Source organism: Methylobacterium sp. SD274, assembly GCF_017355285.1.
Taxonomy (GTDB): Bacteria; Pseudomonadota; Alphaproteobacteria; order Rhizobiales; family Beijerinckiaceae; genus Methylobacterium.
Map to the genome: position 1 here is coordinate 141,495 of NZ_JADIJP010000004.1, position 23,846 is coordinate 165,340.

Sequence of the window (23,846 nt, forward strand, 5' to 3'; positions counted from 1 at the left end):
GAGGGCACTCGGTGACGAGTGTCAGGACTGCATGAAAGCGTCACCGCTTTCGATCGTTGAACTGGATACCGACCGTCATGATCGACCCGATCACCGACAGTGACCTCGCCGCCTTCGTCGACGGACAGCTCGACGTCATGCGCCGGCTCGAGGTGGAATCCTATCTCGCCCAAACGCCGGCGGCTGCCGCGCGGGTGATGGCCGAGATGCATGACAGGGACGCCCTGCGTCAGGCTTTCGCGCAGCTGCCCGGGCCGGGTCCGGAGCGCAACCGCGCGGCGGCCCGCCGCCTCGATCGATCCATGGCATGGCGGCGTGCCGGTGAGCGGCTGAAGCGTGCGGCGGTGATCGTGCTCCTCGTGGGCGCCGGCTGGATCGCGCATTCGGATACGGGCGTGTTCGGCGTGCCCGACACCTTCGCCGCGCCGGTCGACCCGGCCCTGGTCGCCGATGCGCGCCAGGCCAGGGAAGTGGCCCACATCCGCGCCCGCCTCGGCTCGCCCGCCTCGCCGAGCTACGACAAGGCCGGCATCTCGAGTGCCACCGGCATCGTCCTGCCGGACCTGCCGGGAGATTGGTCGGTGCGCGATGTCCAGATCGTACCCGCCCGTCACGGGGCCGGGGTCGAGGTCATGATCGACGCCCCCGATCTCGGCGAAGTCTCGCTGTTCGCAGCGCGGGGCACCAGCGAGGCGGCCTTCACCGGCGAGGTGGCGAGCCCGGGCGACGGGGAGACCGTCTACTGGACGGCGGGCCGTTCGGTCTATGCGCTCAGCGGCAACGGCCACCAGAGCGCGCTGCAAGAGGCGGCGCGTCGCCTCGCCTCGATCGATCCCGCCAAGCGCTGAGCCGGCGGATATCGCGACCCGGAGGCCGCGACGGAATTCAGCCGATCATCGACGGAACGCGGTCGTTTGCGATGAGTACGCGCGCCTCGGCCGCGTCCACATCCATCCGGGCAATCAGGGCCTCGGCGCCGGAGAAGCGTTCCTCGCCGCGGATGTAGCCCAGGAACTCCACCGCGATGGTCTGTCCGTAGAGATCGCCCGAGAAGCCGAATAGGTTGACTTCGAGCAGGGGAGCGCCGTCGTCGAAGGTCGGGCGCCGCCCGTAGCTCGCGACGCCGTCCCGGACCGATCCATCGGGTAGCCCGATTCGGACGGCGTAGATGCCGTGGGCGAGGCCACAATCGGGCAGCGCCACGTTCGCCGTGGGATATCCCAACGTACGGCCGCGCTTGTCTCCGTGCCGGACCTCTCCGCAGACGAACCAGCGGTAGCCGAGCAGCCGGTTCGCCAGGACGATGTCGCCCTGCCGCAGGGCTTCCCGGATCGCACTCGACGAGACGGGGGCTTCCCCCTCCCCGATGGAGACGGCAGGAATGATCCGGCATGCGAGGGAGGCCTCCGCGCAGAGCCGAGCCAGCACCTCCGGCGTTCCCTCCCGCCCGCGCCCGAAATGGAAGTCGTGGCCGATCACGACGCCGGACACGCCAAGATCGCGCTTGAGCAGTTCGTGGACGAAACCGGCGGCGGTCGTCCCCGCCATGAGCGCGTCGAAACGGCGCACGATCAGGCCGTCGAGGCCGAGACGGGCGAAGACGATCTCCTTGGCGGCCGGGCCCGTCAGCCGGAACATCGGCAGGTCGGGAGCGAAATAAGCGCGTGGATGCGGCTCGAAGGTCAGCATCACCGCCGGGAGGCCGCGCTTGTCCGCCTCCTCGCGGACGGCCTCGACCAGGGCGCCATGGCCCCGGTGCACGCCGTCGAAGTTCCCGATCGCCGCGATGGCCCCCGCTAGGGATGCCGGCACCGCCTCGTCCTCGCGGCAGATGATGAAAGGCCGCCCCGACGGGGAGCGGGCTGCGGGACGCGCGGAAAGGTCGTCGGCAGGCGCCATCAGGTTCAAGCGGTCTCGAAAATGCAGCGGCCGAAGGAGCGACCGAAGGGGGAATTCGCGCCGGAACCTGTCGAAAAGCCGGGGGAGGGTCAAGGGAAGTGACGGTCGATCAGTGCGGGATGCAAGATCCCCTGTCCAATTAACCGCTTCGCAATGCGGGCTGCGGTACTTTCACGAACGAGAGGCGGCGCGTGGCGGCGCTTCCCCAAGAAATATTGCCACTGATCCGGTCCGCGGCGCGCCGCACCGGCCCTGCACCGACGGAGCACCCCGACCCATGGCCCTCGATCTCGGCATGCCGATCCTCGTCGTGGACGATTATCAGACGATGGTCCGCATCATCCGCAACCTGCTCAAGCAGCTCGGCTTCGAAGAAGTCGACGATGCCTCTGACGGAACAGCGGCCCTGGCTCGGCTGAAGAACCGCAAATACGGCCTCGTGATTTCCGATTGGAACATGGAGCCGATGACGGGCTACGAGCTGCTGCGCCATGTCCGTGCCGACGAGGCCCTGCGCACCACGCCGTTCATCATGGTCACCGCCGAATCGAAGACCGAGAACGTGATCGCGGCCAAGAAGGCCGGCGTGAACAACTACATTGTCAAGCCCTTCAATGCGGCAACCCTGAAGAGCAAGATCGAGGCTGTCTGCGGCGCTTGAGCCGCAGACCCGCTTTCCCTTCTTCGACGAAGCAGAGTGTCGTGGAGCGATAGGCATGGGCGAGAAAGCACGGACGAACGGCCCTACGCTGGCATCGACACGCCCATCGCTGATCCGCGAGCTGGTCGAGATCGCCGACTACATCGCGCATGTCCGGAAGGAGATCGCGGCCCTGCGGGCGAACGAGCTCACCCGCGACCGGCTGCCGATGGCCCATGTGGAACTCGGCAGCGTCGTCGAGGCGACGGCCGGCGCGACGAACTCGATCATGACGGCAGCCGAGGAAATCCTCAGCCTGCCCAACGACAAGAACTACCGTGCCTCGGTCGAGTCACGGATGAACGACATCTTCGAGGCCTGCACGTTCCAGGACATTACTGGGCAGCGGATCGCGAAGGTCAGCGAATCCCTGCGGCAGCTCGAAAATCGGCTGTCGCGCTTCGCCACCGCAGTGAAGGCGAAGGACGAAAGCGGCACAGATCCGGCGGAGGTGGAGCGCCGGGTTCGGGCCGAGCTCCTCCTCCTCAACGGACCGCAGATCAAGGGCCCCGCCACGGCCCAGGACGAGATCGACGCTCTGTTCGCGTGATCAGTCGGGCCTCGCGGCTTTGGAACGATCAAGCCGCGGGAGCCTACCAGACCAATCGTTCGATGACGGCATCCGGGTGGACCTCCTGGCGGGCCAGCCATTCGGCCACCTCGCCGAGCGTGTCGTGTTCGGCCAGGACGCCGAGCTCCTCCGCGTGGATGCCGCGCGCCACCAGCAGGTTCGGGATTCCGTAGGCCGCCGCCCCCGCGATATCGGTACGCAGGGCGTCGCCGACGGCGAGGACGCGGGCGACGTCCGGCGCGGTGCCGCCATCAAGGTCCGCCGCCATGGCGAGCGCCGCCTCGTAGACGGGACGGTACGGCTTGCCGGCATAGGTCACTGAACCACCGATCTCCGCATAGGCTTGCGCGATCAGGCCGGCGCAGGGGATCAACTTCTTCTTGCGCTCGACCACGAGGTCGGGATTAGCACAGATCATCGGCACGTCCCGCGCCCGGAAGCCGGCCAGCGTATCCCGGTAATCCTCCGCCGTCTCGACCGTGTCGTCGAACAGGCCGGTGCAGACCACACGCTCCGCCTCACCGGCCGCCACGAGGCGGATATCGAGGCCATCGAAGATCGTCGCGTCGCGTTCCGGCCCGAGATGGTGGATGCGCTCGCCCGGATGCTCCGCGATCAGGCGCCGGGTCAGGTCGCCGGAGGTGAGGATGGCGTCATAGGCCTCGCGCGGCACGCCGTAGCCGTCGAGGATGGTCTGGACGCCGGCCCAGGGGCGTGGGGCATTCGAGACGAGGATGACGCGCCGTCGGCGACCGGCTTCGGGCAGGGTGCGGAATCGGATCAGCGCCTCGCCCGCTCCCCGATGAGCCCGCGTCCCGTCATGGAGCACACCCCAGACGTCGCACAGAATGAGGTCGTAGCGCTCGGCGACGTCTGAAAGACCGCCCAGGGTCGGGATCTGCGCCGGCGTTGTGGCGCGCGCGAACGGTTCGCTCATGGATCTGGCCTGACTGGCAAGGAATTCGGGGCATGACGGGATGGCCGACCGGTTAGGCCCGCCGGACTCCGAAATCAACGCATCGGGATCGAAGCAGGGGGCTTCAGCCGGCCCGGCGCAGGAAGTCGCGGAACGGCCGGCGCTGCGGCGGCGGTTCGGGATCGTCGCCGGGTTCCTGAGGTGATGGTGGCGTCTCTGGCGGCGCGGCTTGAACCGGAGCGGCGGCAAGGATCTCGGCCCGCACTGCTCGGGCCGGGGCGAAGACCGAGCCCTGCGCCAGCGGCACGTCGAGGTCGATGAGATCGGGAACGTCGCTCTCGCGCTCGACGGCGTCGGCGACGAGCCGGATGCCGGCCCGGGACAAGGAGGCGACGAGATCGTCCAGGGCGATATCGGGCATAGCCTGGCGGGGATCGGGTCGCAGGAGAAGATCGGCGGGCACCTTGACCTGACTGACGCCCCGATCGGCCAGGGCCAGGGGGTCGAGGCGCAGGTCAACGGGACGGTCCAGGGCGAAGCCCACGCGACCGCGCAGTTCTGCCAGGGCGCCGGCTTGCTCCGCGTCGAGGCTGCGCCAGCTCGACTGGGGCAGTGCGATCACGAGGCGTCCCGACTGCGCGGATTCACCGGCGAGCAGCCGCGGCAGCGTGCGCAGGAAGCCGGGCTCGAACAGGGAATGCGGCGACAGGCCGTACGTCACAGCCGCCTGACTGCCGCGTCCGCTGAGGTGGCGGGCCACCGTGGCGACGAGGGGAAGCATGCGGCGATCGAGTTCGGTGGTTCGCCCATGGCGTTCGAGGGCCGGCAGGAACAGTTCCGGCTTGAGAATGTCGGCGCCGAGGCGCAGGCGCGCCAGCGCCTCGTAGGACACGACCTTGCGTTGCGGCAGAGAGACGATGGGTTGGAGATGGACTTCGAGCCCGCCGCCATCGAAGGCCGCGACCATGACCGCATCCCGGCTCCGGTCCGGCCGAACCCGGTCCGCGACCGTCTCGGACCGCTCCTGCGGTGGCCAGGCGCGCGGCACCCAGGGCGCCGCAGCGGTCTCGGTTCTCGGCGGCGGGGAAGGCGGCGGGACGATAGAGGCATCTGCGGCGTCACGACGGGCGATCGGAGTCGGAGCGGGAGCGGCCGGTGGCGTTGCCTTCAGGCGGGCGATCTCTCCATCCTGCGTGGCGACCACGGCGGCGAGTTCGCGGACGATGCCGCTGAGCAGGCCGATTTCTGCAGTAACCTCCTCCACGGCGGCATCCACCGAGGATTCCTTAGGGGACTTGGCCTCCGCCGGGCCGTCCTCCTCGGCACGGGCGCGCTCGATCCGCATCTGCTGGTCGGCGATGAGCCGGGCCACCGTCTCCAGGCGCACGAGGCGTTGGGACAGGATATCCAGCTCTCCCGAAAGCTTCTCGCAGCGCAGGTCGAGCGTGCGCGCCCGGCGCGCGGCCAGGATGGCGACGAGACCACTCATGGCCGCCAGTCCGAAGGCGCCGCCGAGGGGGGAGATCACTGCGAGCGGCGCCAGGACCACGAACCCGATGAGACTCAGGAGCCACGGGCCCGTGCGTCGGCCGACGATCCGGGCCATCGGAATACTCTTATCCTCACGACGATCGAGCGGAGATCACGGGGCCTCGCTCACGGTTTACGCAAATCGAGACAGGCTCCGTTTGTCGCCGAGGCGGCGAGGTCCCACAAGATGGGCGCGGGCTGCGTGAACCGGTTTTTTGCCATGTGTTGCATGAGCTTCGAAGCTTGGCTTCAGCCAGCTTGGCAGCGCCCCCGAGGCCTCCCGGACCATCCCCCCTCGCGGCGGGAGGGGATTTGGCTCTACATGAGGTGCGAGACGTGACCCAGCGACGGGAGCGGTTGGATGGATACGAGACGGGTAGACCTGCTGATGCAGGTGGACGGCATGACCTGCGACGGCTGCGCTGAGGCGGTGCGCAAGGCCATTCTGCGGATCGATCCGGAGGCGCATGTCGCCGTCGACCGCGATCATGGCCGCGTGGCGATCACCACCGACGCCCAGAGCCTGACGATCGCCGAGGCGCTGAACCAGGCCGGCTACACGGCGACGGCGATGTCGGGCTGACTCCGCCCCGCACACCGCCTAGGCGGGCGACCCGCCCGAGCCTCGGCGCTCTCAAATGAAATTTTGCAGACGCGTTGAAAAATTCCGACGCGCTTTTGCTTGCTCCATCGCTCACAGTGATGGCAACGGTGAAGCATGGATTGTTCGCGGGTCGCCGCCGGACGCCGCGAACCCACGATCGTCCACAAGAAGCGTTAAGCGCGACACGCCATCGCGACGACAGACCGGGAGAGACCAATGCCCTCAGACATCGAGATCGCCCGCGCGGCTACCCTGCAGCCGATCACGCAGGTGGCCGAGAAGATCGGCGTGCCGGAAGATGCCCTGCACCATTACGGCCGGCATATCGCCAAGATCGACCATGCCTTCATCAAGTCGCTGGAATCGAAGCCCGAGGGTAAGCTCGTCCTCGTGACCGCGATCAGCCCGACCCCGGCGGGCGAAGGCAAAACCACAACCACGGTCGGCCTCGGCGATGCGCTAAACCGCATCGGCAAGAAGACGGTGATGTGTCTGCGCGAGCCCTCGCTCGGCCCGTGTTTCGGCATGAAGGGGGGTGCCGCCGGCGGCGGCAAGGCCCAGGTCGTGCCGATGGAGCAGATCAACCTGCACTTCACCGGCGATTTCCACGCCATCACTTCGGCGCACAGCCTCGCCGCCGCGCTCATCGACAACCACGTCTACTGGGCCAACGAGCTCAATATCGACGTGCGCCGCATCCATTGGCGCCGGGTCGTCGACATGAACGACCGCGCCCTGCGGTCGATCACCCAGTCGCTGGGCGGCGTCGCCAACGGCTTCCCGCGCGAGGACGGGTTCGACATCACCGTGGCATCGGAAGTCATGGCTGTGTTCTGCCTCGCCCGTGATCTCGACGACCTCGAGGCGCGCCTCGGCCGCATCGTCATCGCGGAGACCCGCGACCGCAAGCCGGTGACGCTGGCCGACGTCAAGGCTACCGGCGCGATGACCGTGCTCCTCAAGGACGCGCTGCAGCCGAACCTGGTCCAGACCCTGGAGGGCAACCCCGCCCTGATCCATGGCGGTCCCTTCGCCAACATCGCGCATGGCTGCAACTCGGTGATCGCCACCCGCGCCGGCCTCAAGCTCGGCGATTACGTGGTCACCGAAGCCGGCTTCGGCGCGGATCTGGGTGCCGAGAAGTTCATCGACATCAAGTGTCGGCAGGCGGGGCTGAAACCCTCGGCGGTGGTCATCGTCGCCACGGTGCGCGCCCTCAAGATGCATGGCGGCGTGTCGAAGAAGGAGCTCGGCTCCGAGAACCTCGACGCCCTGGAGAAGGGCTTCGCCAACCTCGCCCGGCATGTCGCCAATGTGCGCGGCTTCGGCCTGCCCGTCGTCATCGGCGTGAATCACTTCTACGCCGATACCGACGCGGAACACGCCAAGCTCAAGGAGCTGTGCCGCGAGAAGCTCGATGTCGAGGCCATCACCTGCAAGCATTGGGCGGAAGGCGGAGCCGGCGCCGAGGAGCTGGCACAGGCCGTGGTCAAGCTCGCCGAGGGCGAGCAGAAGCCGCTGACCTTCGCCTACGAGACCGACACCAAGCTCACCGACAAGGTCAAGACCATCGCCACCAAGCTCTACGGCGCGGGCGACATCCAGGTGGAATCGAAGGCCGCCACCAAGCTCGCCCAGTTCGAGAAGGACGGCTACGGCAACCTGCCGGTCTGCATGGCCAAGACGCAGTACTCGTTCTCCACCGACCCGAACCTGATGGGCGCTCCCTCGGGCCACCTCATCTCGGTGCGCGACGTGCGGCTCTCGGCCGGCGCCGGCTTCGTCGTGGTGATCTGCGGTGAGATCATGACCATGCCCGGCCTGCCCAAGGTCCCCGCCTCGGAGGGCATCCATCTCGATGCCAACGGGCAGATCGAAGGCCTGTTCTAGCCGGATGCCAATGGCCCCTCCTCTGTCGGGGGAGGGGCGCCGGCACGACATCGCGTGCTCCCCCGCCCCAGCTGTGATAGCCGGGTCAGCATGCAGTCCCGCCGGCCCCGCTCATGATTCCCTGGCTCGTCCTCGACACCGCACCGATCCCCGGGGACGAGGGCCAGTTGCGGCTGCTTCAGCGCGGCACCGAATTCTCGATCCAGCTCGGACATAACGAGTTGATGAACAGCCGCCTCAGCGGCTCAGAGAAAGCGCTCGCGACACTTGCGGCGGAGCGGGTCGGGGGCCGCGCGGGCGCGCATTTCCTGATCGGCGGTCTCGGCATGGGTTTCACCCTGCGCGCGGCCCTCGATGCGTTGCGCCCCGATGCCGCGATCGTCGTCGCCGAACTCGTGTCGAACGTCGGGGAATGGGTGCGCGGGCCATTGAGCGCCCTGTCGGCGAATGCCCTCGACGATACGCGGGTGGACCTGCGGATCGGCGATGTCGTCGGCGCGATCCGCTCGGCGACCGCCGCCTACGACGCCATCCTCCTCGACGTCGATAACGGCCCCGACGGGCTCACCCGGGCGGCCAATGACAGGCTCTATGACGGGGCGGGATTGGGCGCGGCCATGACGGCCCTGCGGCCCGGCGGCGTGCTCGCCGTATGGTCCGCGCATCCGGACCGGACCTTTACTCAGCGCCTTCGCCGGGGCGGGTTCGCCGTGGAGGAGGTTCCTGTCAGGGCCAATGTCACCAGCGGCGCCCGCCATACGATCTGGCTGGCGATGAAACCGGGGCGTGCGCCGCGCTGAACGCCGCCGGATTCACGCCGAATGTCGATTGCGCTCCAGGCGTCGGTTGAGCCGCGTGACGCCGTAGATTTCCGCCAGATGGCGACGGGCCGCCTTCACCGGCGCATCCTCCCGCTCGATGCGGGCCGCCTCGATCACCCGCAGCGTATGGGCGACGCAATGCTCCAGGCGCGTCGTGGCATGTCCCTCCCGGGAACGCCGATCCTGTGCCGAATTCTCGCCGATGGTCATGAGAAGTCCCCTCCCCGATCGTGATCGAAGGAGCTTCGTTAGCGCCGTGGTGCGGCGGCCATCGGGTGGAGACTTGGCTTCAACATGGCAGCTTGGCCGTGGCGCTGAGCCGCGACCGGACTCAATCGCGTGTGCTCCCCTCGTTGAACTTGTCGCGGCAGACATAGCCGACGAAGCATTTCGTCACGTCCTGGGTGAGCTCGTAGGCGGGTTTGGGCGCTTCCGGCAGGGGACAGAACCCACCGTCGCGGACGATCCTGTCGTAGGTGATCGGCCCCGTCGTCATCACGATGGCCCCGACGCGGTTCACCAGGGCGGCGGCGTCGGCGCAGAGCATGGCGGGGGTCGCCGGCCGCTCCTGCGCCGAGACGGCGAGAGGAGCCAGGACGATGCAGGCAACGAGCACGGATCTCATGGCGGAGTGATCTTTTCGAACAGGGAGCCGGGCGAATGCGAAGCCGACGGCGACGCCCGAGAGTAACCCAGGATAGCGTCCGGCGACCTCGCCGCCAATCCGCTTGATCTCTCACGCCGCTCGTTTCAGCGGCTCGGCGGCGGCGGCCACCGCCAGGGTGAAATCCAGCGCCTCGTCGATCCCCTCGCGCCAGAGCGAGGCGGGCGTCGGACGGGCGAGGACGAGCGCCCCCTCCGCTTCGCCATCGGCCAGGGTCACTTCGGCGCCGAGCTTGGTGGCGAGCCCGCGCATCGGGCCGTTCCAGCTGAGACAGCGGACATGAAGATCGCGGACGCCGCGGTTGCGCGCCGCCGAGACGATCCGCCGAAAGAGGGCATGGCCGAGGCCGTTGCGGCGGAACCCGCGCTCCACGGCGAAGGCCGCCTCCGCATCGCGGCCGAGGCTCAGCCCCGGCACGGGGCCGGTGAGCGGGCGCAATTCGCCGAGCGCATGCAAGGTCCCCTCGACGAAACCGCCGAAGACCAGCCCTTCGACCTTGAAGGCGCGGGCTGCATAGGCAACGGCCGCGGCATCGCTCACGGCGGCCATGAACCGGTTGGCTCTGGTATCGGGGTCGAGCCGCAGGAAATAGGCCTCGACCATGGCTCGGTCGCTGGGCCAGAGGCGCCGGACATTCGGTCCGGTCGAAATGGTGTCGGGCATTGTGCCGTCGTACTCCGGATGACATCGCGCTGATGTGCGCTGGCTCCGGGCGTGACCTCCCTCGAGGAGGCCACGAGATGGCATCGCCGCCGGTTTTGTGCAATGCAACAAAACGTCATCCGGCCGGCATGCCGTGCTTGATCCCTCCGGCGACGCGCGGCAGACCGGTCTTCGGGCCTGTCGCCGGACCGGTTCCATCGACGCGCACGCGGCCCTTGCGCCGTCCCGTATCCAAGGTCGCCATCGCCGTGAGTCCCCCCTCAGGTTCCTCATCCTCCGCCGGTTCGCAGGGCGGTGATTCTCCTGCCGGTCCGGTTTCGGCGCGCTACGACATGCTGGTCTTGTCGGGCGCCATCGAGCGCGACCCGGCTCAGACCCATCTGGTCCAGGCCCTCGACAGGCTGGTCCGGGATCTCGACCGTCGGCGTCGGGCGAAGAAGGGCAGCGCGCTCGGCTGGCTGTTCGGCCGCAGCGGCGACAGCGAAGGTCCGCCCAAGGGCCTGTACATCTGGGGCTCCGTCGGCCGCGGCAAGACCATGCTGATGGACCTGTTCCACGAGGCGGCGCCGGGCAAGAAACGCCGCGTTCATTTCCACGGCTTCCTGTCGGATGCGCATGAGCGCATCCATGCCCACCGGCAGGCCCTCAAAGCGGGCACGGCCAAGGGTGACGACCCGATCCCAGTGGTGGCCGACGCCCTGGCGGACGAGGCGACGCTGCTGTGTTTCGATGAGTTCACCGTGACCGACATCGCCGACGCGATGATCCTCGGCCGGCTGTTCGGGGCGTTGTTCAAGCGCGGCGTCACCGTCGTCGCGACGTCCAACGTCGAGCCCGACCGGCTCTATGAAGGCGGGCTCAACCGCGCGCTGTTCCTGCCCTTCGTCGCGGAGTTGAAGAGCCGGGTCGAGATCCTGAAGCTCGATTCCCGGACGGATTTCCGCCTGGAGAAGCTCGGTGGCGCTTCTGTCTATCATGTGCCTGCCGACGAGACGGCCGCCGCCGCCCTCGATCAGGCCTTCAAGGGGCTCACCGGCAAAGCCCGGGGCAAGCCTGCCACGATCCGCGTGAAAGGCCGCGAGGTGGCCGTGCCGGAGGAGGCCGCCGGCGTCGCCCGGTTCGGCTTCGCCGACCTTTGCGCCCAGCCGCTGGGCGCCGCCGACTACATGGCCATCGCCCATTCCTTCAAGACGGTGATCCTCTCGGACATCCCGGTGATGGGCGAGGCGAACCGCAACGAGGCCAAGCGCTTCATCACCCTCATCGACACGTTCTACGATGCCCACGTGAAACTGATCGCCTCGGCCGCCGCCGAGCCGACCGGTCTCTACACGGCGACCGAGGGCCGAGAGGCGTTCGAGTTCGACCGCACGGTCTCGCGCCTCATCGAGATGCGCTCATCGGAATACCTCGCTCTACCCCATGGGCGCGGTGATTCCGAGGCGAGCGGGTCCAGCTTCGGCCTCGTGGAGACCTGATCGAGGCGAAGTGCCGGACGGTTCAAGCACCGTTATGTCGAAGCGATTCGAAAGGTTTGGCGCTTCACCGAGGCCCGCTGGAGCGATGTCTGCAGAGCCGGCATAAACAACGAGCGACATTCGAAAGCGTCCCAGACGCCCGATACGTACTGTGCGCAACAGCACATCGAATCCTCGGCCGAGCTTCACGAAAGTGACGCCCGTGGCTGCCGGCCGTTGCACCGCAGCACCCCTACCGTTTAATTGGATTCATTATGAGGTACGGGGCGTGGGGGCTTCGTGCACTGCGACGGTTCCCTGTCGAGGGGTGCCGGATCCGCTGCCGCACCTCAGGGACGTTTCGATGCGGGACGGCGACGATGTCGCGCGCGCCCCGCGCCTGAGTGACGACCTCCAAGGTATTCGCGAGCCCAACGGATCGGTAGCCCGCCGATCTCGACCGGTCCGTGGCCTGATCGATGACAGGATAGACCGATGATCAAACTCACCGTGAACGGGGCTGAACGCAGCTTCGACGGCGATCCCGACATGCCGCTGCTGTGGTTCCTGCGTGACGAAGTCGGCCTCACCGGCACCAAGTTCGGTTGCGGCCAGGCCCTGTGCGGCGCCTGCACGATCCATCTCGGCGGCACTGCCGTGCGCGGCTGCGTCACCCCCATCTCCGCAGCCGAAGGCCAGGAGGTGGTGACCATCGAGGGGCTTTCGCCCGATGGCAACCATCCGGTCCAGGTGGCTTGGCGCGACCTGAACGTCTCGCAATGCGGCTATTGCCAGTGCGGGCAGATGATGCAGGCGGCCTCCTTCCTGAAGGAGACGCCGAAGCCCAACGACGCCCAGATCGACGAGGCCATGAGCGGCAACCTCTGCCGGTGTGGAACCTATCCGCGCATCCGCGCCGCGATCCATCAGGCCGCCGGAAACGCGCCGGCCGCCAACAAGGGAGAGCGCCTGTGATTCACGACGCACAGATCATGGCCGACCTCGCCACCGAGACGACCGCCGCCGCCCCCGAAGCGCCCAGCGCTCTCGCCAATGTCAGCCGCCGCGCCATGCTCGGCGGCATGGGTGCCCTGGTGCTCGCCCTGTCCTGGCGTGATTCCGCGCGTGCCGAGGACAAGAAGGACGAGCCGAAGAAATTCGGCGCCGATGCCATGCCGCATGGCTGGCAGGACGACCCGAAGGTGTTCGTGGCCATAGCGCCGGACGGCACCGTCACCATCACCTGCCATCGCTCGGAGATGGGCCAGGGCGTGCGCACCTCCGTCGCCCTCGTCGTCGCCGACGAGCTCGAGGCGGATTGGGCCAAGGTCAAGGTCGCCCAGGCTTGGGGCGACGAAGCCCGGTTCGGCAACCAGGACACCGACGGCTCGCGGAGCTTGCGCCACTTCTTCCCGCATCTGCGCCATGCGGGTGCGGCGGCGAAGGCCATGCTGGTCCAGGCCGCCGCCAAGCAATGGGGCGTGCCTGCAGCGGAAGTGAAGGCCGAGAACTCGGTCCTCACCCATGCCAAGTCGAAGCGCACGCTCGGCTTTGGCGACGTGGCGGCGGCAGCCTCCGAACTCGCCGTGCCCGCTCGCGAGAGCGTGACCCTGAAGGATCCGAAAGCCTTCAAGTTCATCGGCAAGGGCAAGATCGGCCTCATCGACAACCAAGACTTCACCACCGGCAAGGCCATGTACGGCCTCGATACCCGTCTCGACGGGATGCTCTACGCCCTCGTTGCCCGCCCGCCGGTCTTCGGCGGCAAGGTGGCGAGCTACGACGATTCCGAGACCATGAAGGTCCCCGGCGTGGTCAAGGTGTTCAAGATCGACACGCCCGAGATCCCGTCCGAGTTCCAGCCGATCGGCGGCGTCGCCGTCATCGCCAAGAACACCTGGGCGGCAATGAAGGGCCGCGACGCCCTGAAGATCACCTGGGACGACGGCCCGAACGCCCATTACGATTCGGTCGCCTTCCGCGGCGAGTTGGAGAAGGCGGCACGCGCGCCCGGCAAGGTCGTTCGCAACCAGGGTGACGTCGACGGCGCTATGGCGAAGGCCAAGCAGCGGATCGAGGCCGAATATTTCGTGCCCCATCTCGTCCAGGCCCCGATGGAGCCGCCGGCCGCCACCGTGCGGATCAAGGACGGGTTCTGCGAAGCCTGGGCCTGCACACAGGCTCCCCAGGCGACCCATGACCGCCTGGCCAAGAAGCTCAACCTGCCCGCCGACAAGGTGCGGGTGAACGTGACGCTGCTCGGCGGCGGCTTCGGCCGCAAGTCGAAGCCCGATTACGTGCTCGAGGCGGCCCTGTGCTCCCAGGCCGTGGACGGTGCGCCGGTCAAGCTCACCTGGACCCGCGAGGACGACCTCCATCACGGCTACTACCACACGATCTCGGTGGAGCGCCTGGAGGCCGGCCTCGACGACAAGGGCATGCCGGTGGCCTGGCTCCACCGTTCGGCGGCGCCCACGATCGGCTCGATCTTCGCCGCCGGCGCCAAGAACGAGCTGCCCTTCGAGCTCGGGATGGGGCTGACCAACACGCCGTTCGCCGTGCCGAATATCCGGCTCGAGAACCCGGCGGCCGACGCGCATGTGCGCATCGGATGGTTCCGCTCGGTGTCGAACATCCCGCACGCCTTCGCGATCCAGTCGTTTGTCGCCGAGTTGGCGCATGCGGCGGGCAAGGACCCGAAGGAGTACCTGCTGGCCCTGATCGGCCCCGACCGGGTGATCGACCCGACCACCATCGGCGATGTGTGGAATTACGGCGAGGACCCGGCCCGCTACCCGATCGAGACCGCGCGCCTGCGCGGCGTCATCGAGGCGGCGGCCAAGGGGATCGGCTGGGGCCGCAAGCTGCCGAAGGGACGGGGCCTCGGCATTGCCGGGCATTACAGCTTCGTCACCCACACGGCGGTCGCCGCCGAGGTCGAAGTGGGCGCCAAGGGCGAAGTCTCGGTCAAGCGCATCGACATCGCCGTCGATTGCGGGCCGCAGGTCAACCCGGAGCGTATCCGCTCGCAGATGGAGGGTGCCGTCGTCATGGGGATGGGCTTGGCCTTGTCGGCCGAAATCACCTTCAAGGACGGGCGCGCGCAGCAGAACAACTTCGACGGTTACGAGATCACCCGTCTCGACGCCGCCCCGAAGGAGCTGCACGTCCACCTGATCCAGAACAACGACTACAGCCGTCCGCTCGGCGGCGTCGGTGAACCGGGCGTCCCCCCCGTGGCGCCGGCCATCGCCAACGCGGTCTTCGCCGCCACCGGCCGCCGCATCCGGCAGCTGCCGATCCGCGACCAGCTGAGCTCGTAAGACCGCAACACTCTTCGGCCCCTTTCTTGTAAGGGGCCGAAGATTTTCCGGATCAGCGACGTCATCCCGGGGCTGCGCAGCAGAGTCCGGGATCTAGAAACGCCGACAGCGCAAGGTCCTGTACCTTTGATGGCTCTGGATTCCGGGCTCGCCGTCGGCGCCCTGGAATGACCACGTCATATTAAGGTGGTCCCACCCTCACTCGGCCGCCAAGACCTGCGCCTCCCGGCCCCCCTCGCGATACTCGCCCCAGGCCTGTTTCAGGATCTGGACCGAAGAGGTGAGGAAGATGCCGGCCATGAGGGCGGCGACCGCGAGGTCAGGCCAGGCCGACGTGGTGCCCCAGACGGCGAGCGCCGCGCCCATCACCACGATGTTGCCGATGGCATCGTTGCGCGAGCACAGCCAGACGGAGCGGACATTGGCGTCGCCGTCCTTGTAGCGCATCAGCAGCAGCACCGAGGCGACGTTGGCGGCCAAAGCCAGCAGGCCGATCCCGCCCATCCATTCCGCGCTCGGCACGCCGAGAACGAGCGTCTGGTGGATCGTCGAGCCGAAGACCCAGACCGCCATCAGGCTGAGGCTTACCCCCTTGGCCAGAGCCGCCAACGAGCGGGTGCGAAGGCTCGCACCGATGACCGCGAGGCTGAGGCCGTAGGTGACGGTATCGGCCAGGAAGTCGAGGGCGTCGGCCTTCAGCGCCTGCGAACCAGCCGCCTGGCCGGCCGCCATCTCGGTGACGAACATCGCACCGTTGAGGGCGATGACGAACCACAGCACCCGTTTATAGCGCGGATCCACCCCGTCGAAGACCGGAACGCCCCCGCCGCAACCGCAGGATTCCTCATGCGGCGAGGCCTTCGGAGCCTGCGTCGCCACGGCGTGGTCGTGCGCGCCCGCCGTGTCATGGTCATGATCGTGGGAATGCACGTGCGTGTGGGCTTCAGTCTGGTTCAGGCTCGTGCCGCAGCAGGATTCGGCCATGGCTCTCTCCTCGTTTCGTCGTTAAACAGAAGCCTACAAGCTCTAGCGACTAGAGGATCAAGCGGAAAATGACGTTCTCGATCGGAATCCTGTCGCGCCGCGCCGGAGTGAAGGTGCCGACGATCCGCTATTACGAGCAGGTCGGGCTGATGCCGTCGCCCCCGCGTACCGACGGGCAGCAGCGCCGTTATGGCGACGCCGAGGTGGCAAGGCTCAACTTCATCCGTCACGCGCGCGAACTCGGCTTCGAGGTGGATGCGATTCGCGAACTTCTCGCCATGAGCGCGCAACCGGAGGAATCCTGCGCCGAGGTGGACCGCTTGGCGCGACGGCACCTCGCGGAGGTGGAGCAGCGCATCACCCGGCTGATCGCCCTGCGTACGGAGCTGCAGCGCATGGTGACGGAATGCGGGCACGGGCGGGTGGGGGAGTGCCGGGTCATCCAGGTGCTGGCCGACCACGGCGAATGCGACCACGACCATGGCGGTGGGCGGCCGGGATCGACAGGGTTCGCCGAGGCGTAAACTTCGCCGCGTCAGGGGAGCCGAAGGGGCCGGACACGGGTTGTCCCGTCACAGCCCCCTTGAGGATACCCCATGATTCAGAAATCCCGTCCCCTCGCCGTGTTGCTGGCTGCCGGCTTCACCGTCGGCCTCGCGGCGGGCCCGGCCCTCGCCTCACCCTGTTCGGAAGAGATCGCGCGCCTTGAGACGCGGGTGAAGGACGAGGCGACGGGCGCCATCTCCGCCTCGACCTCGGGTAAGGCGGCGGCCGGCGCGCGCGAAGGCCAGGGAGAAACCGCGCAGGGAGGCAATGCCTCCACCCCGGCCGCTCCGCCGGAGAAATCCGCTGAGGCGGGAAAAGGCGCCGATGCCGCGATGCAGGCCAAGGTCGCCCTGGACGAGGCGCGCACCGCCGACGGCAAGGGCGACGCCCAGGCCTGCAACGCGGCGGTCGAGCGGGCCAAGAATCAGCTCGCCAAGGCTCCGTGAAGCGAAGGGCCGATGGGTCCGGTCGAGCTTTCGGGCATCGTCGCGGCGCACCGGCCGGGGGAGCCCGGCACGGTGCCTGCGGCCTGCACGTGGGCCGGATGGGCGATGGCCCAGCGGGTCGTGAAGGATGTCCTGGCAAATCGTGAAAAGAGAAGGTTTTTCTTTTTGAGGCCGTTTCGGACATCCGCCCCGACCAGCGTCGTCTTGGCGAAGACGTGGAGTGTGCGGCGCTCGGCCCATCCCCGTCTTTAGGCGGCGCAGAAGGGCCGCCGCCGACGTATCGAGGACCCCTGTGGGGGTGTTACGCAGCCGCGCTCAAGGCGTGTTTGTTGCCCTGAATGCCGGCACAAAGATCGTCGATCTCCGCAAGATCTAGACTTTCACCTGAGTGACTTGCAATTGCATCGATCAGGTGATCTTGCCGAGGATCGAAAGGATGGCCCTGAAGGCGATAGAATTGATAGTAACGCAGCGCCGCTAATACGGTGTCACGTTCTCGCACTGTGATGGTGATGGTCTGCATTCTTTGAAGATCTCCCCTTCATGCGATTTTTGCTCTCCGAACACTTGAATCCGACTCAGTGAGCGAGAGCGTTGTAACCCCGCTTCGGCGCAGCCGTCCACAGCTGGAAACCATTCGGTAACCCTGTTTGCGGATCGGCGGGGGGCTTGGCCGGACGCAACCCTTTGCACCGGCGCCGTTTCCTCCCGGAGGTATGGCTGGCGGATTTATTTCGCTTCGAAAAATGTAAAATGTCATTGACAGATAAGGGAAAACGGGGCGCTCGCCCTAGAAGCTTGGCCTTACAGACTTTTTACGGAAATGGATAAAATTGTTCTTAACCATTCCCTGGCAGCCTACCGGTCAGGGCCGACCCAGTCCCTCCTTGGGAAGTCGGCATGAGCGGAGTTCCCCTCATGACCAAAATGCAGCCGGATGACGGGCAGGACGGTCGGACGCCGCGGGGCAGGCCGGTATCGCTCACGGCGAGCGTGCGACGCCATCTCGGTTTGAACCTGCGGGCCCATTACGCCGATTCGCTGATCGAACCGGTTGGCGAACGCATCGAATCCCTGCTGTCGAAGCTCGGTCGGCGGAAGGGGTGACCCGTTACAGGCGCGATCCGTCAGAGGGATGAGCGAGACGACACACAGCGTTCAGAATTGCGGTGCTATCGGTCGCGGCTACGTGCTGGACCTGCCCGGCCCGTCTTCCGCCAACCCGCGAAATCCCATCCCATGACCGTCCTCGTTCTCGTCGTCGCCGGAAACATCCTGCTCGCGACCCTGTTCTCCCTGGTCGCCCTCGCCTCCGACTGAGCCGTTCCTCGAAGGGACGCCTGCGCAGGCACTGCTCCTTCCAGACCAAGCCTGTCCCGATCTCCTGATTCTCAGGCGTTCGGCAAGCCCTTCTGCCAGCATAACCGGCTGCGGGTTCCCGCATCCGGTTTTCCGTCGTGTCTGGCCGGAATGTCGCGCTATCGCTGCTCCATGACCGACCCCACCTATGAGACACTCCGCGCGTACGGACCCGGGAAACCGGGCTGGATGCTGCAACGCACATTGGCGCCGGAAATGTTACGGAACGTTCGTTCTATAGAACTAGCCGACCGAGGCTTTATATTCTCCCTTCGCGGCTATAGATAGAACATATTTCTATAGCAAATGTTTTCCTCCTCACGCCTTCGCTTTCGTAAGGAGAATTGCCTATCTAGAACGAAAGAGCCCCCCCTCGGTCAAGCTTGACATTGTTCTTTAAAACGAACGAAACCTAGCGCCACCGAGGCGTCGGGACGGCTTTGTCCCGCAGCCGCGATGTAGCCGGAGACGAACCTGTGAGCTCGAACCTATCCTCCACGCCGAATGCCCGCCGTCTGTCCAACCGCAGACGTGTCATTGCCCTGTGCGCCGGTTCGCTCGGCCTGGTCTCGGCAGGGTTCGGGTCCGCGCTGTTCGCCGCCGGCAGCGCCCAGGCGCAGACCGAACTCCTCAACGTCTCCTACGACCCGACGCGGGAACTCTATAAGGAGATCAACGCGGCCTTCATTGAGGAGTGGAAGGCGAAGACCGGCGAGACGGTCACCATCCGCGCGGCCCATGGCGGCTCCGGCTCGCAGGCCCGCACCGTCATCGACGGCATCCCGGCCGATGTGGTGACCCTCGGCATCCCCTCCGACATCGATGCGATCAGCCGCATCTCGAAGAAGATTCCTGCCGATTGGCGCACCAAGCTGCCCAATGAAGGCCTGCCCTACACCTCGACCGTGGTGTTCCTCGTGCGCAAGGGGAACCCGAAGGACGTGAAGGATTGGGGCGATCTCGTGAAGCCCGACGTGAAGGTGATCACCCCGAACCCGAAAACCTCGGCCGGCGGCCGCTGGAACTTCCTCGCGGCCTGGGGCTACGCCTACGAGAAGGAAGGCAAGAACGCCGACAAGGCCAACGCCTTCGTCGGCCAGCTCTACAAGCAGGTGCCGGTGCTCGATACCGGCGCGCGCGGCTCCACCGTGACCTTCGCCCAGCGCGGTCTCGGCGACGTGCTGCCGACCTGGGAGAACGAAGCCTATCTGGTGTTCGAAGAGTTCGGCCGCGACAAGTTCGACGTGATCGTTCCGCCGACCTCGATCTACGCCGAGCCGCCGGTCGCCCTCGTGGATGCCAATGTCGACAAGAAGGGCACCCGCAAGCAGGCCGAGGCCTATCTCCAGTTCCTCTATTCGGACGCGGCGCAGGCGATCTTCGCCAAGCATCATTACCGCCCGATCAAGCGTGAGGCCGCCAAGCCCGAGCATCTGGCGCAGCTGCCCGAACTGAAACTTTTCAAGATCGAGGATCTTCAGGGCAACTGGGACGATATCCAGAAGAAGAACTTCGACAATGGTGGGCTGTTCGACCAGCTGAGCAAGCCGGCGCCGTAGCGCGCCTCTCTCCGGCCGACGATAGGCACACATGTCGCGGTATGCGCGCTACCCTGCCCTCCTCCCCCTTGCGGGGAGGAGTAGGAGGTGGGGGTGGTTGGGCGACCCTGATGCTGCGGAGGCTGGCGGTGCCACCCCCACTCCTGGCCTCTCCCCACAAGGGGGAGAGGGACGCGCTCTGCCTTGAAGAGCAGGTGTGTGAATCTAGCAGCCGTCACGGGGAGGGTGCCCAGGGAGCAGGGGGCGACCTCAGCCGGACACCGTGCCCGCTTCCCGACCCGCCGATGTGTGAGCAGGCGATCCATTATCAGGACCACCCCATGGCAGAGCCCCCTCTGCGTCCGAGACGACGCTTCCGTCAGCCCAGCGTGATTCCCGGCTTCGGGATCACCTTCGGCTATACCCTGACCTGCCTCGGCATCATCGTGCTGCTGCCCCTGGCCGCTCTCGTCGCCCGCGCCTCCGGTCTCGGCCTGTCGGGAATCTGGGCGGTCGCCACCGATCCGCGCGTCGCCAGCGCCCTGCGCGTAAGCTTCGGGGTTTCGCTCCTCGCGGCGCTGACCGCCTCGGTCTTCGGCTTCCTCATCGCCTGGGTTCTCACCCGCTACCGGTTTCCCGGCCGCAAGATCGTGGACGCGGTGGTGGATCTGCCCTTCGCCCTGCCGACCGCCGTCGCCGGCATCGCCCTGGCCTCCCTCTATGCCCCCAACGGTCTCGTGGGCGAACAGCTCGCCAAGCTCGGGATCGAGGCCGCCTATACGCCGGTGGGCATCTACATCGCCATGGTCTTCATCGGCCTGCCCTTCGCCGTACGGACGGTGCAGCCCCTGATCGTCGAGATCGACAAGGAGATCGAGGAGGCATCGGCCACCCTCGGCGCCGGCCGCTGGCACACGCTGGTGAAGGTGGTGCTACCGCCCCTGATCCCGGCCGTGCTCACGGGCTTCGCCCTCGCCTTCGCCCGCGGCGTCGGTGAATACGGCTCGATCATCTTCATCGCCGGCAACCTTCCCTACGTCTCCGAGATCGCCCCGCTCCTCATCGTCATCAAGCTCTCGGAATTCGATTATGGGGGCGCCTGCGCCATCGCGACGATCATGCTCGGGATCTCGTTCCTGACCCTGCTCGCCATCAACCTGATCCAGGCCTGGAGCCGCAGGAGGTTCGGTTATGTCTAGCGCCGTTGTCGGAAACCCGGATGTCCGGGATCCCGATCTCCAGGCCGGAGGTCCGCCCGCCCGCGCACGGAGCGTGGTCACGGAAGGCCGTGTCGTCCGGGTGGTGTTGATTGGGATCGCGGTGGTCTTTCTCGCCCTGTTCCTGGTGCTGCCGTTGGTGACGGTGTTCATCCAGGCCTTCGCGAAAGGCTGGTCAGCCTATCTCGCCGCCTTCACGGAGGCGGATGCGCGCTCTGCGATCCGCCTGACCCTGCTGACGGCGGCCATCGCCGTGCCGTTCAACCTCGTCTTCGGCATCATGGCCTCCTGGGCCATCGCCAAGTTCGAGTTCCGCGGCAAGAACCTGCTCGTGACCCTCATCGACCTGCCGTTCTCGGTCTCGCCGGTGGTCTCGGGGCTGATCTACGTACTCGTCTTCGGGGCCCAGGGCCTCCTCGGCCCGTGGCTGATCGCTCACGACATCCAGGTGATCTTCGCCGTTCCCGGCATCGTGCTCGCCACGATCTTCGTCACCTTCCCCTTCGTCGCCCGCCAGCTGATCCCGTTGATGCAGGAACAGGGAACTGCCGAAGAAGAAGCGGCGCTGACCCTCGGCGCCTCCGGCTGGCACGCGTTCTGGACCGTGACGCTGCCCAACATCCGCTGGGGCCTGCTCTACAGCGTGCTCCTCTGCAACGCCCGGGCGATGGGCGAATTCGGCGCGGTGTCGGTGGTCTCAGGCCATATCCGCGGATTGACAAATACGCTGCCGCTCCACGTGGAGATCCTCTACAATGAGTACAACTTCGTTGCCTCTTTCGCCGTCGCTTCCCTCCTTGCCGGCCTCGCTCTTGTCACCCTCCTCGTCAAATCACTCCTCGAATGGCGCTTCAGTGCCGAGATCGCAGCGGGCGCACGGGGTCACTGACCCGGTGGGTTCGTCCACGGCGATCCGGGTCGAGAACCTGTCGAAGACCTTCGACACGGCGGCGGTGCTGCACGACCTCTCCCTCGACGTGCAGGCGGGCGAATTGCTGGCGTTGCTCGGCCCCTCGGGCTCGGGCAAGACCACGCTGCTGCGCATCATCGCCGGGCTCGATTTTCCCGATCGCGGCCGCATCATCTTCGGCGGCGACGATGCCACGCGGGTTCCGGTGCAGGAGCGGGCCGTCGGCTTCGTGTTCCAGCATTACGCCCTGTTCAAGCATATGAGCGTGGCCGAGAACATCGCCTATGGCCTCAACGCCCGGAAGCGTGCGGACAGGCCGGCCAAGGCCGAGATCAAACGCCGGGTCGGTGATCTCCTCGACCTCATCAAGCTCTCGGGCTTCGCCGACCGCTACCCGTCGCAGCTCTCCGGCGGCCAGCGCCAGCGCATCGCGCTCGCGCGCGCCCTGGCCGTGGAGCCCCGCGTGCTGCTGTTGGACGAGCCCTTCGGCGCCCTCGACGCCCAGGTGAGGAAGGACCTGCGCCGCTGGCTTCGCGAGATCCACGACCGCACCGGCCAGACCACGATCTTCGTGACCCATGACCAGGACGAGGCGCTGGAGCTCTCCGACCGCGTCGCCGTCCTGTCCAAGGGCCGACTCGAACAGATCGGCACCCCGGACGAGGTCCAGGAAAACCCGGTCTCCTCCACCGTGCTCAAGTTCCTCGGCGACACGATCGAAGTCGAGGCGATCGTTCAAGGGGGCGAGGTGCGGGTCAACGGCCGGCTGACCCCGGTCAAGGCACCGGCCGGCCTCGTCGGCCCGGTCAAGCTCTATGCGCGACCGTGGCAGCTGCAATTCGCCGAGCCCGACCAGGCCCATCTCGAAGGCCATGTGCGTTCGTCATACCGCAGCCAGGGCCGCCAGCGGATCGAGGTGGACCGCCCCGAAGGCAAGACCGTCGTGGTGGAGGCCTCCGATACCCACCGCCTCGCCGCCGGCCGCCCGGTCGGGCTCAAGATCATCGCCGGCTACGTCTTCAAGGATTGAGGAGCCGGACGATGCGGCCCCGAAACCGCCGAGGAAACGGTTGCGCTTCCTCGGCGGATCGGCTGTGACTCCCGCCGTCGAACACGAGAGGGAGCATCCGGCATGTCGGGTCACGGAGCCATCGAGGGCTCGAACAAGAAGGTCGCGCTGCTGATTTCGGTGCTGGCGCTGTTCCTGGCGCTGGCCGAGACCCTGGCCAAGGGGGCGCAGACCGAGGCGCTCAGCGCCAACGTCGAATCCTCCAACCAATGGGCCTATTACCAGGCCCGCACCATCCGCGGCACCATCCTCAAGACCGCCGACGAAACCCTCGCCCTGATCCCGCCGGAGACGGCCAACGCACCGGCCATCGCCGCCAAGCGGGCCGAATGGGCCAAGACCATGGCGCGCTGGGAATCGGACCCCGCCACCGGCGACGGGCGCAAGGAGCTGCAGGAGAAGGCGCGGGCCTCGCAGGAGCATCGCGACCTCGCGCTCCACCGCTACCACCATTACGAATTCGGCTCGGCCGCCTTCCAGATCGGGATCGTGCTTGCCTCGGCCCAGGTCATCACCGGCATCGCCGCACTGACGCTGGCGGGCGGGTTCCTGGGCGTGGCCGGCCTCGTGATGCTGGGCTTCGGCCTCTACGCGCCGCACTTTCTGCCGTTCTTCCACTGATACCGGACCTCGATGAGCCGGACTCATCGAGGTCTGCCCGCGCGACGGCGCGGCGGCGGTCGTCCGTAGGACCTCACCGACCCTGGTCTATGGGTCAGGTTCAGTGAGGCCTGATATG

Annotated in this window: 26 protein-coding genes; 17 read left to right on the top strand and 9 right to left on the bottom strand. The window is 67.0% G+C overall.

Annotation, left to right across the window (positions count from 1 at the left end):
* Positions 1–77 precede the first annotated feature (77 nt).
* On the top strand, positions 78–848 hold the full coding sequence (locus IPV08_RS05635) for an anti-sigma factor (protein WP_056422795.1): 771 nt from the start codon (positions 78–80) through the stop codon (positions 846–848).
* Between the two features lie 37 nt (positions 849–885).
* On the opposite strand, the gene IPV08_RS05640 is transcribed toward IPV08_RS05635, so the two are convergent.
* A complete protein-coding gene (locus IPV08_RS05640; protein WP_207411101.1) occupies positions 886–1,899 on the bottom strand; it encodes a bifunctional riboflavin kinase/FAD synthetase in 1,014 nt (337 codons plus the stop codon).
* A gap of 277 nt (positions 1,900–2,176) precedes the next feature.
* On the opposite strand from IPV08_RS05640, the gene IPV08_RS05645 reads away from it, so the two are divergent.
* Together IPV08_RS05645 and IPV08_RS05650 are read left to right on the top strand one after the other, a co-directional pair.
* A complete protein-coding gene (locus IPV08_RS05645) occupies positions 2,177–2,560 on the top strand; it encodes a response regulator (protein WP_018046001.1) in 384 nt (127 codons plus the stop codon).
* 55 nt (positions 2,561–2,615) lie between these two features.
* Positions 2,616–3,149, top strand: a complete 534-nt coding sequence (locus IPV08_RS05650) for a protein phosphatase CheZ (RefSeq protein ID WP_056422799.1) — start codon at positions 2,616–2,618, stop codon at positions 3,147–3,149.
* Between the two features lie 43 nt (positions 3,150–3,192).
* Here the strand turns inward: IPV08_RS05650 and IPV08_RS05655 are convergent, their stop codons facing one another.
* Together IPV08_RS05655 and IPV08_RS05660 are read right to left on the bottom strand one after the other, a co-directional pair.
* Positions 3,193–4,107 carry a TIGR01459 family HAD-type hydrolase gene (locus IPV08_RS05655; RefSeq protein WP_207411102.1) on the bottom strand — a complete coding sequence of 305 codons (915 nt, stop codon included), beginning with the start codon at positions 4,105–4,107 and terminating at the stop codon, positions 3,193–3,195.
* 103 nt (positions 4,108–4,210) lie between these two features.
* Positions 4,211–5,692 (bottom strand): EAL domain-containing protein, encoded by a 1,482-nt coding sequence (locus IPV08_RS05660; protein WP_207411103.1) that lies wholly within the window; start codon positions 5,690–5,692, stop codon positions 4,211–4,213.
* 285 nt (positions 5,693–5,977) lie between these two features.
* On the opposite strand from IPV08_RS05660, the gene IPV08_RS05665 reads away from it, so the two are divergent.
* From IPV08_RS05665 to IPV08_RS05675, 3 genes are all read left to right on the top strand, one after another.
* Entirely contained in the window at positions 5,978–6,199 is a 222-nt protein-coding gene (locus IPV08_RS05665; protein WP_056422806.1) for a heavy-metal-associated domain-containing protein, read from the top strand.
* Positions 6,200–6,436: 237 nt separating this feature from the next.
* Positions 6,437–8,110, top strand: coding sequence for a formate--tetrahydrofolate ligase (locus IPV08_RS05670; RefSeq protein ID WP_207411104.1), 1,674 nt, complete (start codon positions 6,437–6,439; stop codon positions 8,108–8,110).
* A 113-nt stretch (positions 8,111–8,223) separates the two neighbouring features.
* Positions 8,224–8,910, top strand: coding sequence for a spermidine synthase (locus IPV08_RS05675; RefSeq protein ID WP_207411105.1), 687 nt, complete (start codon positions 8,224–8,226; stop codon positions 8,908–8,910).
* A gap of 12 nt (positions 8,911–8,922) precedes the next feature.
* Here IPV08_RS05675 and IPV08_RS05680 read toward each other — a convergent pair whose 3' ends face one another.
* From IPV08_RS05680 to IPV08_RS24910, 4 genes are all read right to left on the bottom strand, one after another.
* Positions 8,923–9,141, bottom strand: a complete 219-nt coding sequence (locus IPV08_RS05680) for a hypothetical protein (protein ID WP_056422815.1) — start codon at positions 9,139–9,141, stop codon at positions 8,923–8,925.
* A 121-nt stretch (positions 9,142–9,262) separates the two neighbouring features.
* Positions 9,263–9,556, bottom strand: coding sequence for a hypothetical protein (locus IPV08_RS05685; RefSeq protein WP_207411106.1), 294 nt, complete (start codon positions 9,554–9,556; stop codon positions 9,263–9,265).
* Between the two features lie 111 nt (positions 9,557–9,667).
* Positions 9,668–10,258: a GNAT family N-acetyltransferase gene (locus IPV08_RS05690; RefSeq protein ID WP_207411107.1), complete on the bottom strand. Its 591-nt coding sequence runs from the start codon at positions 10,256–10,258 to the stop codon at positions 9,668–9,670.
* Positions 10,259–10,373: 115 nt separating this feature from the next.
* Positions 10,374–10,502, bottom strand: coding sequence for a hypothetical protein (locus IPV08_RS24910; protein WP_280136528.1), 129 nt, complete (start codon positions 10,500–10,502; stop codon positions 10,374–10,376).
* A gap of 88 nt (positions 10,503–10,590) precedes the next feature.
* Here IPV08_RS24910 and zapE point away from each other — a divergent pair, with 88 nt between their 5' ends.
* From zapE to IPV08_RS05705, 3 genes are all read left to right on the top strand, one after another.
* A complete protein-coding gene (gene zapE / locus IPV08_RS05695) occupies positions 10,591–11,736 on the top strand; it encodes a cell division protein ZapE (RefSeq protein ID WP_210348227.1) in 1,146 nt (381 codons plus the stop codon).
* 474 nt (positions 11,737–12,210) lie between these two features.
* Positions 12,211–12,690, top strand: a complete 480-nt coding sequence (locus IPV08_RS05700; RefSeq protein WP_056422827.1) for a (2Fe-2S)-binding protein — start codon at positions 12,211–12,213, stop codon at positions 12,688–12,690.
* Positions 12,687–15,038, top strand: a complete 2,352-nt coding sequence (locus IPV08_RS05705) for a molybdopterin cofactor-binding domain-containing protein (protein ID WP_207411109.1) — start codon at positions 12,687–12,689, stop codon at positions 15,036–15,038. The genes IPV08_RS05700 and IPV08_RS05705 overlap by 4 nt, the downstream gene beginning before the upstream one ends.
* Positions 15,039–15,236: 198 nt before the next feature.
* Here the strand turns inward: IPV08_RS05705 and IPV08_RS05710 are convergent, their stop codons facing one another.
* On the bottom strand, positions 15,237–16,022 hold the full coding sequence (locus IPV08_RS05710) for a cation transporter (RefSeq protein WP_207411110.1): 786 nt from the start codon (positions 16,020–16,022) through the stop codon (positions 15,237–15,239).
* Positions 16,023–16,090: 68 nt separating this feature from the next.
* Here IPV08_RS05710 and IPV08_RS05715 point away from each other — a divergent pair, with 68 nt between their 5' ends.
* Both IPV08_RS05715 and IPV08_RS05720 read left to right on the top strand, forming a co-directional pair.
* Positions 16,091–16,546, top strand: coding sequence for a helix-turn-helix domain-containing protein (locus tag IPV08_RS05715; RefSeq protein WP_056422836.1), 456 nt, complete (start codon positions 16,091–16,093; stop codon positions 16,544–16,546).
* Positions 16,547–16,618: 72 nt separating this feature from the next.
* Complete coding sequence (locus tag IPV08_RS05720) at positions 16,619–17,014, top strand: hypothetical protein (RefSeq protein WP_056422839.1); 396 nt, start codon at positions 16,619–16,621, stop codon at positions 17,012–17,014.
* Between the two features lie 301 nt (positions 17,015–17,315).
* Here IPV08_RS05720 and IPV08_RS05725 read toward each other — a convergent pair whose 3' ends face one another.
* Positions 17,316–17,537 carry a hypothetical protein gene (locus IPV08_RS05725; RefSeq protein WP_018045985.1) on the bottom strand — a complete coding sequence of 74 codons (222 nt, stop codon included), beginning with the start codon at positions 17,535–17,537 and terminating at the stop codon, positions 17,316–17,318.
* Between the two features lie 395 nt (positions 17,538–17,932).
* On the opposite strand from IPV08_RS05725, the gene IPV08_RS05730 reads away from it, so the two are divergent.
* The 6 genes from IPV08_RS05730 (at position 17,933) to IPV08_RS05755 (ending at position 23,728) form a co-directional block, all read left to right on the top strand.
* Complete coding sequence (locus IPV08_RS05730; RefSeq protein WP_244478192.1) at positions 17,933–18,121, top strand: NepR family anti-sigma factor; 189 nt, start codon at positions 17,933–17,935, stop codon at positions 18,119–18,121.
* 788 nt (positions 18,122–18,909) lie between these two features.
* Positions 18,910–19,932, top strand: a complete 1,023-nt coding sequence (locus tag IPV08_RS05735) for a sulfate ABC transporter substrate-binding protein (protein ID WP_348646085.1) — start codon at positions 18,910–18,912, stop codon at positions 19,930–19,932.
* A gap of 320 nt (positions 19,933–20,252) precedes the next feature.
* On the top strand, positions 20,253–21,110 hold the full coding sequence (gene cysT, locus IPV08_RS05740; protein ID WP_056423334.1) for a sulfate ABC transporter permease subunit CysT: 858 nt from the start codon (positions 20,253–20,255) through the stop codon (positions 21,108–21,110).
* Positions 21,103–22,017 (top strand): sulfate ABC transporter permease subunit CysW, encoded by a 915-nt coding sequence (gene cysW, locus IPV08_RS05745; protein ID WP_210348228.1) that lies wholly within the window; start codon positions 21,103–21,105, stop codon positions 22,015–22,017. Before cysT ends, cysW begins: the two co-directional genes overlap by 8 nt.
* Positions 22,018–22,021: 4 nt before the next feature.
* Positions 22,022–23,068 carry a sulfate/molybdate ABC transporter ATP-binding protein gene (locus tag IPV08_RS05750; RefSeq protein WP_056422852.1) on the top strand — a complete coding sequence of 349 codons (1,047 nt, stop codon included), beginning with the start codon at positions 22,022–22,024 and terminating at the stop codon, positions 23,066–23,068.
* Between the two features lie 102 nt (positions 23,069–23,170).
* Complete coding sequence (locus tag IPV08_RS05755) at positions 23,171–23,728, top strand: DUF4337 domain-containing protein (RefSeq protein WP_207411111.1); 558 nt, start codon at positions 23,171–23,173, stop codon at positions 23,726–23,728.
* Positions 23,729–23,846 lie beyond the last annotated feature (118 nt).